Raw genomic sequence first — 13,046 nt, 5'->3', positions numbered from 1 at the left:
CGAGCCGGCGGCAGACCCTTCGCCCGGCCATTCGTGCGCGGGCAAATGTAATGGATTGTTGTAAAGCGCCCTGAGCGTCGCCGGCGATACATTTGCGCTGCCTGGGCCTCGGGCCATCACTGCTAGCCTTTCCGCAATGCAAATAACTCGCATTTGCCGGAGAGCTTTCCGTCCATGTCGTCCCGCTTGAACCTCACTCCCGTTACCCGTTCCGATGCACCTCTCACCCTTGCCCCCATCGTCGGCCTCGCCACCTTCATGGCGATCCCGCTGAGCGCCTGGGCCGATCAACCTCCCACCGCCGATGATCAGGACGCCCTGGCCCTGCCCGACAGTACCGTGCAGGCCACCCGGGAGTCGCCCTACAAGGTCGACCACGCCAGCTCGGCGAAGTACAGCGAACCGCTGCGCGATACCCCACAGAGCGTCACGGTTCTCTCCGAGACACTGCTCAAGGAGCAGAATGCCCAGAGCCTGAAGGACGCCCTGCGCAACGTGCCGGGCATCACCTTCAACTCCGGCGAGGGCGGCGGTGGCGTGGGCGACAGCCTGACCATCCGCGGCTTCAACGCCGACGGCAACATCTACCGCGATGGCGTTCGCGACCCCGCCAAGTACTCCCGCGACGACTTCTTCAATACCGAGGGCGTGGAGGTCTTCAAGGGCTCCAGCACTGCGGCCTGGGGCGTCGGCGCCGTTGGCGGCGCGGTCAACCTGGTGACCAAGACCCCGCAACTGGATGACTTCAACCTGCTCAGCGGCGGCGTCGGTACGGCCAACTTCAAGCGCGGCACGCTGGACGTGAACCACCGCATCGACGGCCTCGGCGAAGGCGCGGCCTTCCGCGTCAACGTGATGGGCGCCAACACCGGCACCGACGGCCGCGACTGGGTCGGCGACGAACGCTACGGCTTCGCCCCCTCCCTGGCACTGGGCCTGGGCACCGACACCCGTGTCACCCTGGCCTACGAATACCTGCATGACAACGCCACGCCGGACTACGGCATCCCGACCGTCAACGGCAGCAACGGCAGCTCGCCGCACCGCGCTGGCGGCGCCAGCTGGAGCAGCTACTGGGGCTGGCGCAACCTCGACTACGAGAACAACGAATCGCACCGCGTGAACCTGAAGTTCGCCCATGACTTCAACGATGACCTGAGCCTGGACAGCCGCTTCACCTGGTTCCACCTGGACCACGACTTCTTCGTCACCACCCCCGGTGGCGATGCGAACGCCGGCGCGCCGGGCATCCAGGCCGGCAAGGGCATCTACCGGCGCAACATCAACACGCCGCTGCGCGAGCAGACCAACGAGACCTACAGCAACCAGACCAACCTGACCTGGCGCGTCGACACCTTCGGCATCGGCCATACCCTGGTCGGCGGCTTCGACCTGAGCAAGCAGACGCTGGACTCGAAGACCGGCGCGCTCACCGCCGCCAGCCGGACCACCATGGGCAACCTGCCGGTAGCCAGCAACGACTGGTCGAAATACCCCTATGCGCTGGACACCTACACCTCCGCCAAGCAGTCGGTGGAGCAGCTCGACAAGGCATTCTACCTGCTCGACACCCTGAAGTTCGACGAGCACTGGCAACTCCACCTGGCCGCCCGCCAGGACCACTTCGACACCCGCGTGCTGGACAGCGAGACCCGCGCCAGCCAGAGCGCCGCCTGGGTCGACAAGGGCAGCTCCTCGCAGAACGAGAAGCTCACCAGCGTGCACACCGCACTGACCTACAAGCCGGTGGAGAACGGCAGCCTCTACGTCAGCTACGCCAACGCCAGGCAACCTTCGGGCGTGCTGGCCGTAGCGCAGACCGGCAGCATTGCCTCGACCAAGGGCGACCGCGGCAAGACCTACGAAGTGGGCAGCAAGTGGGAATTCCTCGACGGCCAACTGGCACTCAACGGCGACGTGTTCGAGACCAAACGCCAGTTGACCTACATCGACGACGAGGAGCTTTCCGCCTACACCGGCGGCGAGGAGCGGGTGCGCGGCATCGAGCTGTCCGCCAGCGGCAACATCACGCGCAACTGGTCGCTGTACGCCGCCTACGTGCACCAGCACAGCAGGCTGGTGAAGCCCTACAACGGCTCGGACAAGGGCGTGCAACTGGCCAACACCCCGCAGAACGCCCTGAGCCTGTGGAGCACCTGGCAGGTGCCGGACGATCTGGCCCTGAGCTACGGCGTGCAATATGTGGACGACGTGAAGATCTATCCGGGCCTCGGCTCGACCATGACCCGCGCGGGCCAGAGCACCGTGCCCGGCTACGTGGTGCACGACGCCATGCTCAGTTGGCAGGCGACCCAGGACGTGCAACTTCGGTTGAACGTCAACAACCTGTTCGACAAGCACTACTGGAGCCAGTACAACGGCCGCGGCTACGGCGTGCCGGGCGCAAGCCGCGGTGCGGTGCTGAGTGCGGATTATTCGTTCTGAGCATTGATCAGCGCGGCTGACGACGCACCGATCCGTTTTTCGTAGGAGCGGACTCCGTCCGCGATAGGCCCGCATCGCGCCGGACAGCATCGCGGACAGAGTCCGCTCCTACGCAGGTCAATCTGCTCCGCTGCTCACTTCAACCGCGAACCTGTCCACCAACTGGACTCCCTCCCCGGAAACCGGGTGGGCAGGTTCGCGACCCAATCCCCGCTGCACTGTTTCCTTGTAGGAGCGAGCTTGCTCGCGAACCGGTACGGCACGGAGCCAAGCGCTTCGCGAGCAAGCTCGCTCCTACAGGCGCTGCATGCTTCCGAGCGGTGGCGCGACACGTTCAACCGCGAACCTGTCCACCAACAGGACTCCCTCCCCGGAAACCGGGTGGGCAGGCTCGCGACCCGATCCCCGCTGCACTGTTTCCTTGTAGGAGCGAGCTTGCTCGCGAACCGGTACGGCACGGAGCCAAGCGCTTCGCGAGCAAGCTCGCTCCTACACGGAGACCTGGCGCTCAGGCGTCGCGGTCGAACAGCAGTGTTGCTTGAAGACCGCCACCCTCGCGGTTACGCAGCTCCAGCCGGCCATGGTGCGCCGCGGCAATGGTCTGGGCGATGCTCAGGCCCAATCCGTAGCCGCCGGTGGAGCGGTTGCGCGATTGTTCCAGGCGATAGAACGGTTCGGTCACCCGCTCCAGCTGCTCTGGCGCAATCCCCGGCCCGCGATCCAGCACACGGATGCACAGCGCCTGGGCGCTGTCTTCGACCTCGACTTCGGCGCCACCGGCATAACGGATGGCGTTCTCCAGCAGATTGAGCAACGCCCGCTGCAGGCTCAGTGGATACCCCGGAAGCGGTTGCAGCGCGCGCCCGGACAGTGAAACCCGCTCGCCCTGCTCCTCGAAATCCGCCTGCAGGCTCTGCAGCAGCGCGTTCACGTCGAGGTTCTGTCGCGCCTCGTCGAGATCGCTGCCGCTGATGAAGTCCAGGGTCGCGGTGACCATGCCTTCCATGTCGTCGAGGTCCTTGCGCAGCTTCTGCCGCGCAGTCTCGTCGTCGAGCATTTCCGTGCGCAGGCGCAGCCGGGTGATCGGCGAGCGCAGGTCATGGGAGACGGCGGCGAGGAAGCGCATGCGCTCGCCGAGGTTATGGATCAGGCGCTGCTGCATGGCATTGAAGGCGCGGGCGGCGCGGCGCACTTCCAGCGGACCTTCTTCGGCCAGCGGCGGGCGCTGGATGTCCTGGCCCAGGGCTTCGGCCGCGCGCGCCAACTTGTCCAGCGGGCCGATGGCCAGACGTACCGCCAGCAACGCCAGGAGCACGACGACGATGATGCGCAGCAGGTACAGGCGCAGCAGATAGTCCAGGGCTACATCGAGGGTCGACTGGCTGCTCCAGCCCTGCCCTTCGAGCATCTCCAGGCGTAGCCATTGACCATCGCCCAGCGGCGCTTCCAGCAACAAGTGCGCCTTGCTGCCACTGCCGGTGAACAGCCCTGCCAGCCCGCTGCGCTCGCCGGCACCATCGCGCAACTCTACGCTCAACAAGCGCAAGCCCTGGGCATCGCCGCCCTGGTCATGCACGGCGCGACGCAGCAGGCGCTCAGCCGCGGGGTCGAAAGCTCCCTCCGACTCCTCCATCGAATCCACCAGGCGCGCCTCGAACCCCGGCCGGTCAAGCGCACCCAGCGCCTGCGCAAAATCCGCCGGCTGACGCTGGTGCAGATGCTGCAGATCGGTCAGTCGCGCCGCCGCCAGGCGCAGGGGAATCTCCAGCGCCTGGGTGTGGCGCACGTCGTACCAGATGCTGCCGGTGAGCACCTGGGCGGCGATCATCCCGCCTACCAGGATCACCACCAGCCGCCCGAACAGCGTGCGCGGCCACAGGCGCATCAGGCGCTGACCACGTCTTCGGCGGTGAGCATGTAGCCCTGGTTGCGCACGGTGCGGATCAGCCTCGGCGACTTCGGATCATCTTCCAGGTGCTGGCGCAGGCGGCTCACACAGACGTCGATGGCGCGGTCGAAGGGCAGGCGCTCCTTGTCGAACACCTGACGCAACAGAAAGTCCCGACCGAGCGGCCGATTGGGATGCTGCAGCAGCAGGCGCAGCAGGCGGAAATCCGATCCAGCCAGCGCAATGCTCAAGCCGGCCGGCGAGCGCAGGTGACGGGCGCGGGTATCCAGCTCCCAGCCGGCGAAGCGCAGGGTCGCCGCTTCGTCCACCTGGGCGCGCTGCGGGAAGCTCTGCACCCGGCGCAGCACCACCTTGATCCGCGCCAGCAGCTCGCGCGGGTCGAAGGGCTTGGGCAGGTAGTCGTCGGCGCCCATCTCCAGGCCGATGATGCGGTCGATCAGCGTGCCGCGCGCGGTGAGCATGATCACCGGCACGTCGCTGCGCGCGCGCAGGTCGCGGCACAGGGTCAGGCCGTCCTCGCCGGGGAGCATCAGGTCGAGCACCACCAGGTCCACCGGCTGGACTTCCAGCTGGCGCTGCATCTCGCGGCCATCGGCGGCGGCGGACACCTGGTAGCCCATGCCCTTGAGGTAATCGGCCAGCAGCTGGCGGATCTCGGGGTCGTCGTCGACGACGAGGATGTGGTCTGGCCTGGACATCGGGAAACTCGCGGCGGGTCGCTATCGTTCCGGCTGTCGACGCGGGCTGCATGGCGCAAATGTAATGGAATGTTGTGGCGCGGGATTTCACGCCGATCCAATACAAAGCCGTCCAGATCGCCCGCAGCGGCAGCGGTAGAGTGGTTTTGCAAATGCGATTAATTCTACTTCATGCCCAGGTCGTTCCGCATGCCCTTCCTGTCGTTCCGCGCTTCCCGCTCCCGTCTGAGCCATTCCCTCGCCACCCTCGCCCTGCTCTGCCTCGGCTGGTTCGGCCTCGCTCTGCCCGCCCAGGCGCTCACCGTCACCGACGTGCTCGGGCGCAAGGTCGAGGTCAACGGCAACGCCCAGCGCGTGGTGCTGGGCGAAGGCCGGCTGTTCTTCGCCCTGGCCCTGCTCGACCGCGACAACCCGTTCCAGCGTGTGGTTGGCTGGCAGAACGACGTACGCCTGCTCGACCCGCACACCTTCGACGTCTACGCCCAGCGCTTCCCCCAGGTGAAGCAGATCCCGCTGATCGGCCAGGCTTCGGAGCAGAGCGTGAGCGCCGAACAGATACTCGCGCTGAAGCCGGACCTCGCCGTGTTCAGCATCGCCGGCGAAGGCCCGACCCAGCACAGCCCGGTCGCCGATATCCTCGCCGCCGCCGGCGTGCCGGTGGTATTCGTCGACTTCCGCGTGCATCCCATCGAGGGCGTGCGCACCAGCCTCACCGCACTGGGCGCGGCGCTCGGTCGACAGGCCGAGGCAGACCAGTACTTGAAGTTCTACGACGCCCACCTGCAGCGCATTCGCGATGGCGTAGCCGGCCTGGATGACGCGCACAAGCCGAGCGCGTTCCTCGAACTGCTGGCCGGCGTCTGGCAGGCGCCGGGCCACACCACCGGCAAGAGCGGGCTGGGCAGCGTGATCGAGGCGGTGGGTGGGCGCAACATCGCGACCGGCGTGGTGCCCGGAGCGCTGGGTGACATCAGCGTGGAGTACGCGCTGTCGGCAAAACCGGATATCTACATCGCCACCGGCAACCGCCAGCCGGGGCTGATCCTGGGCGCCGGCGTCAGCCAGCAGCAGGCCCGCGAGAGCCTGGGCAAAGTCCTGCAACGCCCGGAGTTCGCCAGCCTCGACGCCATCCGCAACGGCAAGGCCCACGGTCTCTGGCATGACTTCTACAACTCGCCGTTCAACATCCTCGCCGTCGAGGCCATGGCCCGCTGGGTCCATCCGGAACGCTTCGCCGGTCTCGACCCGGCGCAGACGCAGGCGCAGATCAACCAGAACTTTCTGCGCATCGGCCTGGACGGCACCTATTGGATCGATGCCGACAAACAGCAATGAACGCCGCCACTGAAAACTTCGACCTGCAGCTGGCGCGTCGTGAGCGCCGGCTGCAGCTGCGCCGCCGCGGTGCGGTGCTGATCGTCCTGCTGGCCCTGCTGCTGGGCTCCTTGGCCTGGGACCTGCTCAGCGGGCCGTCCGGGCTGACGCCTTCCGCCTTGCTCCACGGCCTGCTTCATCCAGGCGAGCTGGAGCCGAGCCAGCGGGTGATCATCTGGAACGTACGCCTGCCCTACGCGGTGATGGCGCTGCTGGTGGGCGGCGCGCTGGCGCTGGCCGGCGCGGAGATGCAGACCATCCTCGACAACCCGCTGGCCAGTCCTTTCACCCTCGGTGTGTCGTCGTCGGCCGCCCTCGGCGCCTCCCTGGCGATCTTCTTCCACCTGGGCAACGCCTGGCTCTCGGCCAACGCAGCCGTGTCGCTGGCGGCCTTCCTCTTCGCCTGCCTGTCGCTGGTACTGCTGCAACTGCTCTCGCGCCTGCGCGGCGGCGGCGTGGAAAGCCTGGTGCTGTTCGGCATCGCCCTGGTGTTCAGTTGCAACGCGGCGGTGGCGCTGCTGCAGATGATGGCCAGCGAGGACGTGCTGCAACAGCTGGTGTTCTGGACCCTCGGCAGCCTCGCCCGCGCCGACTGGCACAAGGCCGGCGCGCTGGCGCTGGTACTTGCGCTCTGCCTGCCCTTCTCCCAGGCCGCGGCCTCGAAGCTCACCGTGCTGCGCATGGGCGAGGACCGCGCCCGCAGCCTGGGCGTGGACGTGCGCCGCCTGCGCCGCTTCGCCCTGCTGCGCATCTGCCTGCTGTCGGCGTGTGCGGTAGCCTTTGTCGGCACTATCGGCTTCATCGGCCTGGTCGGCCCGCACATCGCGCGGCTGCTGATCGGCGAGGACCAGCGCTTCTACCTGCCCGCCAGTGCCCTGGTCGGCGCACTGCTGCTGTCGATGTCATCGGTGGCCAGCAAGTTGCTGATGCCAGGGCTGATCGTGCCGGTGGGCATCGTCACGGCGCTGGTCGGCGTACCAGTATTCGTCGTGCTGGTCTGCCGGGGAGGACGCCACGCATGAGCCTGCTTGCGCAGAATCTGACGGTCGCCTATCGCCGCCACGCCGTGGTCCACGACGTGACGCTGCCGGAACTCAAACGTGGCACCCTCACCGCGTTGATCGGCCCCAACGGCGCGGGCAAGTCCACCCTGCTGCGCGGTCTGGCGGGCCTTGAGCGCGTGCGTGGCGACTTGAGCCTGGACGCCCAGCCGCTCGCCTCGCTGGCGGCCGGCGAACGTAGCCGGCGCATCGCCTACATGCCGCAGCACTTGCCAGGCGGCATCGCCCTGAGCGTACTCGACGCCCTGCTCGCCAGCCTGCGGGTCAACCCGTTCGACAGCGAATTGCGCCGCGCCGACCCGCTGGCCGCCGCCCTCGAAGCGTTGCACCGGGTCGGCATCCTGCACCTGCGCGACCAGCGCCTGGACCGTCTCTCCGGCGGCCAGCGGCAGATGGTCAGCCTGGCCCAGTTGCTGGCGCAACGCCCGCAGGTACTGCTGCTGGACGAACCCACCAGCGCGCTGGATCTGAACTACCAGCTGCGGGTCATGCAGTGCGTGCAGGAAGAAGTGCGCCGCCACGATCTGATCGCCATCGCCGTGCTGCACGACATTGGCCTCGCCGCGCGGTACGCCGATCAGTTGGCGGTGCTGCACCAGGGTCGGCTGGTGGCCGCCGGCGACGCCGAAAGCATCCTCACGCCGCAGCTGTTCGGCGACGTCTATGGCGTGCAGGCTCGGGTGGAACGCTGCTCGCGGCAGACACTACAGATCATCATCGACGAAGTGGCCTGCTGAGCCTTCAGCCTTCGCGGCGCTGCGGCTCGGTGGCGTGCACGAACACCGTGTAGGTATCGGCCGGGTGGGCCACGCCGGCCTGGTCCAGCGCGCGGGCGATGGAGCCGCGGTGGTAGGTCGCGTGGTTGAGGATGTGGAAGAACATCTCCCCGCGAGTCAGGCTGCCGCTGCGGCCGTCGGTGAAGCGGAAGCGAATGACTTCACACGCCTGCGCCGGAGTCAACGCGGCGAGCCGCTCGACGTACCACTGGCCGGAAGTCAGCAGACGTTCGCGCAGCTCGTCGTAACCGGGAACTGCCTGGGTATTGGTCGCCGGATGCGGGTCCGCCTCGCCGCTCAGGCGCGCGCGGAACAGGTCCTCGACGATGGCCATGTGGTTGAGTTGCTGGAGCGCGAAAGCGTGCTGCTCGGGAAAGCGCTCGGCGTCGATCTGGGCGATGGCATCCAGCGCGCGGCGGTCCGACCAGCATTTATAGGCGAAGGCCTGGGTCAGCATCGCAATTCCTTCTTGGCGACCATTGATGGCGAAAGCGGCACTGTAGCGCATCCGGCACTTGGGTTGCGCCGTCCCAGCTGCCAGACTGGCGACAGCCCCAAGGACGATTCGCTGCCATGAAAAACCCCGATATCGAAGCCATCCGCGCCTTCCTGCTGGTCGCCGACCTGAAGAGTTTCACTCGCGCTGCCGAGGTCACCGGCACCACCCAGGCGGCCATCAGCCTGAAGATCAAACGCCTGGAGGAATCCCTGGGCCGCCCGCTGCTGGAACGCACGCCGCGCCGCGTCACCCTGTCAGCACAAGGTTCAGTCTTCCTCGCCAGCGCCCGCCGCCTGCTGCAGAGCTACGACGAAACGTTGCGCTGCTTCGACGCGCCCCGCCGCACCCTGCGTATTGGCGTGAGCCACCACATCCTCGGTGCGGACCTGAGCCACTGGCTCAGGCGCCTGGCGCAGGCCGATCCGCAAGTGATAGTCGCCTTCAGCCTCGGCACTTCGCGGGACATGCTGGAGAGCTACGAGGGAGGTGCGCTGGATATCGCGCTGATTCTGCGCCACGACAACCGTCGCCAGGACGGCGAGGTGATCGGCCGCGAGCGCTTCGGCTGGATGGCCGCCGAGTCCTTCGAGCTGGAAGATGGCGCGCCGCTGCCACTGGCGATCCAGCCGGCACCGTGCGGCATGCGCAGCATGGTCGCCAGCGCGCTGCAGACGCAGAACCGCAGCTGGAGCGAAGCCTTCGTCGGCTCGGGAATCCTGGCTATCGGCGCAGCGGTGTCGGCCGGTATCGGCATTGGCGCCATGGTCGAACGCATGGCGCCGGCGGGCTGCACGGATGTGCGCGAACGCTTCGATCTACCCGAGCTTCCGCCCCGCGACGTGGTGCTCTACAGCGCCCATCGCGACGCCCAGACCCGCGCCCTGATCAGCACGCTGAGCCAGGCCATCGCCGCCTGAGCCTCAGTGCAGGAGCACGCCCAGGCGCGCCAGGAACAACGCCAGCGCGCCGATCAGCGTGCCGCACAAGGCGACAGCGGCAAAGTGGATGAAGGCGAAGTCGCGGGCTTCGATCGGTTCGTGGTCCATGAACGGCACTTCCTGAGCGGTGGTTGGTAGCCGCCAGTATCGAAAGTGCCGCTCCGGACAAACAGCTTGCGCCGGCTATTTCAGTGATAAGCGAAACGCATCAGTAACCGGTCTGGCGATTCACCGTATGCAGCAGCTCGGCGCCATCCAGGTCACGCAGGATATTCTTCGCCACCACCGCCGCGCCGCCTTCCACCTGCATGGTGCTGGCAATGTGCGGAGTGACCCAGACCTGCGGATGCGACCACAGCGGATGGCCCTCGGGCAGCGGTTCTTCGTGGAACACATCGAGGATCGCCGCGCCGACCTGCCCGGCATCCAGCGCAGCGACCAGCTCGGCTTCCACCACGTGCTCGCCACGGCCGACGTTGATCAGCCCCGCGCCTCTAGGCAGTTGCGCCAGCGTCTCGCGGTTGAGGATGGCGCGGGTGCTGTCGGTGAGCGGCAGCAGGTTGACCAGGATGTCGCACTGGGACAGGAAGCTCGCCAGTTCCTCGGGACCGGTGTAGGTCTTCACTCCGTCGATATGCCGTTCGGAGCGGTTCCAGCCCAGCAGCTGGAATTTCAGATGGCGTAGCTGCGCGAGGCACGCCTGGCCCAGTTGGCCAAGGCCCATCACGCCGACGCGGCTGGTCGAAGCCGGCAGAATGCTCAGCGGCTCCCACACCTGGGCAGCCTGGGCCACGCGGTAAGCCGGCATTTCGCGGTGCAACGCCAGCGCGGACATCACCACGAACTCGGCCATGATGTCCGCCAGGGAGTCATCGACCATGCGCACCAGCGCTACCGATTCGGGGATCTTCGACAGGTCGAACTGATCCACCCCGGCCCCGGCCGCGAACAGTACGCGCAGGCCGGTATAGCGCTGGATATCGGCGACGGCCTTCCAGGTCAGCAGATAGGTAACGCGCGCCGGATCGACCGCCTCGAAGCCTTCGACGAACTCCAGGTCCGGCACCTGGGCGGCCAGCAGGGTTCGCCACTGGTCCGCGTGTTCGGGTTCGGCGTTGTAAAGAAAGATCACGTCCTGTTCCTCGCTCTTGTTCTTCGCACGTCCGGCCAGTTAACCAGCCGCTCAATGCGAGGAACACCTCCGGCGAGAAACTGCGGGCCCGCAGACCGACTCGCCCAGGCCGGCCTCGGCTACTTGGCCGAGCGCACGCAGCCCAGGCGCACTTCCTTCGACGGCGAGTGGCCGAAGAACGAGGTGTAGCACTTGCTGAAATGGCTGGGCGAAACGAAACCACAGGCCAGCGCCACCTCCACCAGCGACAGCTCGGAATGCTGCAGCAGGCGCCGGCTTTCGGTGATGCGCAGCTCCAGGTAATAGCGCACCGGCGAGGTGCCCAATTGCTCCTGGAACAGCCGCTCCAGCTGGCGCTTGGAGCGCCCCACGCACTCCGACAGCTGATCGGTGCTCAGCGGCTCCTCGATGTTCGCGCTCATCAGGTTGAGCACATCGCGCAGCGGCTGCGTCATCTTCTCGTGCAGCGCCGGGCGGGTGCGGCGGTAGCGCGATTCCTCGAAGGCGAGGATGTCGACGATGCCCTCCACCAGTTCGCGGCCGTGCAGGTTGTGAATCCACTCCAGCACCAGGTTGAAGGCGCCCGTGGGGCTGCCGGCGGTCAGGCGGTTGCGATCGAGGATGTAGCTCTCGGCAGTCACCACGCAGTTGCGCGCCACCTCCGCCAGCGAAGCGCGATTCTCCGGATGCACAGCGCATTTGTGGCCATCCAGCAGGCCGGCCTTGCCGAGGAACCAGGCACCATTCCACAAACCCGCCAGCGCAATGCCGCGCTCATCGGCAAGCTGCAGCAGGCGGCTGAGGCCGGGCATTTCCTTGAGCGGCGTGCGCAGGCCGCCGCAGACTACCAGCAGGTCCATATCCAGGTACCTGCCTTCCAGCGCGGCCGCCGGACAGATCACCAATCCAAGGTCGCTGGTCACCGACTCGCCATCGAGGCTGTAGGTGCGCGTGGCGAAGGCGCCTTCACGGATCAGGTTGGCGGTGACCAGGGTGTCCAGCGCCTGGGTGAAGGCCGGCAGCGAGAAGTTCTCCAGCAGCACGAAACCGACTTTGCGTTGACGCTGCGGCTCGCCTTTGCGGTCATCGACAAAGCGCAGGTTCTGCCCCTGCATCGACTCGCTGAACTGCCTTCTTTCCACTGCTGCGTACCTTTGCGAATTCTTGTTGGCAGGTGCGCTCGCGCGACATCGAGCCTGGCCTGCCTCTTGTGGAAAGGGATTATACAAATGCCCCCGCGCCCGGCTATTGCTTCCTTGCACGGGAACGGGCCGTGTCAGCGCTAGGCAGCTCTGGCAGTTCAGAACCCTGCATTGCGCCAGAAGGCCATCACCGCCCGCGATTCGTAAGCACGGAATCCTCCTCCACGAGCGACTGCTTCTGCCCGGAAGTGGACATCCTCTGGACTACCCAATCTCCAGGAGCTGGCCATCGGCGGGAATGAGCAACCTGTGGGCCACCCCCGTCTCGATGGCTGCCTGCCTGAGCTCCTGTCGAGTGACAGGGCAATGGTTGATAGCTTCCAGGTGGTTTGCAACGACAGTGCCTTCGCTGAGGGAGGCGAATTCCAGGACATCCTCCAGCCCCATGATGATGTCTCCGCCAACATCGAAGCGCGCGCCTCCGGCTGGAATGACGCAGACCTGCGGTTGATGCTGGATTACGAACTCCCGAACGGTTTGCGTCAGTACAGTATCCCCGGCCAGATAGATGCTGGGTTCGCCCGGATACTCGATCAGATAGCCAACTCCGTGCTCCATCATGCGCCCGACCAACCCACCGCCATGGGTGCAACGCACGGTGCGAATCAGGCCGCCCAGAAACGCGACAGGGTCACTGTGGCCCTCCGCCAACGGCTGAACGTTCAGCTTTCGCCTGGCCAGGTAGGCAGCGTCATGGGGCGTGCAGATAACCGGGATATTTCGTGAAACCAACCAGTTGATGGCTGCCCGGTCAAGATGGTCAAAGTGGCCCTTCTGGCAGTGGGTGATCAGGCAGTGTGTGACCGAGTTCAGAGCCTGTTCCGCCGAATCCGGCAACTCGACGGTCGGGTTCCTCTGCCGGGAAGAAAACAGCCTCAACGACGGAAGGCTACCTTTGCCAGCGAGCATCGGATCGACCAGGATTCGCTTTTCGTCCAGTTCCAGAATGATGGTTGCGTTGCGTATCTGCTGAATCTTCATCGTGCACCTCTTCCAAAGGATGGGTTCATGG

General features: G+C 66.3%; 12 protein-coding genes. 5 read left to right on the top strand and 7 right to left on the bottom strand.

Annotation, left to right across the window (positions count from 1 at the left end; all coding sequences use genetic code 11):
* Nucleotides 1–174: 174 nt before the first annotated feature.
* Nucleotides 175–2,445: a TonB-dependent receptor gene (locus tag ACNFH5_RS21045; RefSeq protein WP_416749263.1), complete on the top strand. Its 2,271-nt coding sequence runs from the start codon at nt 175–177 to the stop codon at nt 2,443–2,445.
* Between the two features lie 508 nt (nt 2,446–2,953).
* On the opposite strand, the gene ACNFH5_RS21040 is transcribed toward ACNFH5_RS21045, so the two are convergent.
* Nucleotides 2,954–4,330 (bottom strand): ATP-binding protein, encoded by a 1,377-nt coding sequence (locus ACNFH5_RS21040; protein WP_416749261.1) that lies wholly within the window; start codon nt 4,328–4,330, stop codon nt 2,954–2,956.
* The gene (locus ACNFH5_RS21035; RefSeq protein ID WP_416749259.1) at nt 4,330–5,052 is read right to left on the bottom strand and encodes a response regulator; all 723 of its coding nucleotides are present in this window, start codon (nt 5,050–5,052) and stop codon (nt 4,330–4,332) included. Before ACNFH5_RS21035 ends, ACNFH5_RS21040 begins: the two co-directional genes overlap by 1 nt.
* Before the next feature lie 189 nt (nt 5,053–5,241).
* Between ACNFH5_RS21035 and ACNFH5_RS21030 the strand changes: the two genes are divergently transcribed.
* Genes ACNFH5_RS21030 through ACNFH5_RS21020 form a run of 3 tightly spaced genes read left to right on the top strand, consistent with a single transcriptional unit; the run spans nt 5,242 to nt 8,224 of the window.
* Nucleotides 5,242–6,387, top strand: coding sequence for an ABC transporter substrate-binding protein (locus ACNFH5_RS21030; RefSeq protein WP_416749257.1), 1,146 nt, complete (start codon nt 5,242–5,244; stop codon nt 6,385–6,387).
* Complete coding sequence (locus tag ACNFH5_RS21025) at nt 6,384–7,448, top strand: FecCD family ABC transporter permease (RefSeq protein ID WP_416749255.1); 1,065 nt, start codon at nt 6,384–6,386, stop codon at nt 7,446–7,448. The genes ACNFH5_RS21030 and ACNFH5_RS21025 overlap by 4 nt, the downstream gene beginning before the upstream one ends.
* Complete coding sequence (locus ACNFH5_RS21020; RefSeq protein WP_416749253.1) at nt 7,445–8,224, top strand: ABC transporter ATP-binding protein; 780 nt, start codon at nt 7,445–7,447, stop codon at nt 8,222–8,224. Before ACNFH5_RS21025 ends, ACNFH5_RS21020 begins: the two co-directional genes overlap by 4 nt.
* Before the next feature lie 4 nt (nt 8,225–8,228).
* On the opposite strand, the gene ACNFH5_RS21015 is transcribed toward ACNFH5_RS21020, so the two are convergent.
* Nucleotides 8,229–8,720, bottom strand: a complete 492-nt coding sequence (locus ACNFH5_RS21015; RefSeq protein WP_416749251.1) for a DinB family protein — start codon at nt 8,718–8,720, stop codon at nt 8,229–8,231.
* A gap of 116 nt (nt 8,721–8,836) precedes the next feature.
* Between ACNFH5_RS21015 and ACNFH5_RS21010 the strand changes: the two genes are divergently transcribed.
* On the top strand, nt 8,837–9,679 hold the full coding sequence (locus ACNFH5_RS21010) for a LysR family transcriptional regulator (RefSeq protein WP_416749249.1): 843 nt from the start codon (nt 8,837–8,839) through the stop codon (nt 9,677–9,679).
* Nucleotides 9,680–9,682: 3 nt separating this feature from the next.
* Here the strand turns inward: ACNFH5_RS21010 and ACNFH5_RS21005 are convergent, their stop codons facing one another.
* The 4 genes from ACNFH5_RS21005 to ACNFH5_RS20990 all read right to left on the bottom strand — a co-directional run bounded on the left by ACNFH5_RS21005 (nt 9,683) and on the right by ACNFH5_RS20990 (nt 13,015).
* Entirely contained in the window at nt 9,683–9,808 is a 126-nt protein-coding gene (locus ACNFH5_RS21005; protein ID WP_416749248.1) for a hypothetical protein, read from the bottom strand.
* 100 nt (nt 9,809–9,908) lie between these two features.
* On the bottom strand, nt 9,909–10,832 hold the full coding sequence (locus ACNFH5_RS21000) for a 2-hydroxyacid dehydrogenase (RefSeq protein WP_416749246.1): 924 nt from the start codon (nt 10,830–10,832) through the stop codon (nt 9,909–9,911).
* Between the two features lie 119 nt (nt 10,833–10,951).
* Entirely contained in the window at nt 10,952–11,974 is a 1,023-nt protein-coding gene (locus tag ACNFH5_RS20995) for a GlxA family transcriptional regulator (protein ID WP_416749244.1), read from the bottom strand.
* Between the two features lie 264 nt (nt 11,975–12,238).
* A complete protein-coding gene (locus ACNFH5_RS20990) occupies nt 12,239–13,015 on the bottom strand; it encodes an MBL fold metallo-hydrolase (protein ID WP_416749242.1) in 777 nt (258 codons plus the stop codon).
* Between the last annotated feature and the right edge of the window lie 31 nt (nt 13,016–13,046).

Source organism: Pseudomonas sp. NY15435 (genome assembly GCF_048068295.1).
Lineage (GTDB): Bacteria > Pseudomonadota > Gammaproteobacteria > Pseudomonadales > Pseudomonadaceae > Pseudomonas.
This window is presented reverse-complemented; position numbering and strand designations above follow the sequence as displayed.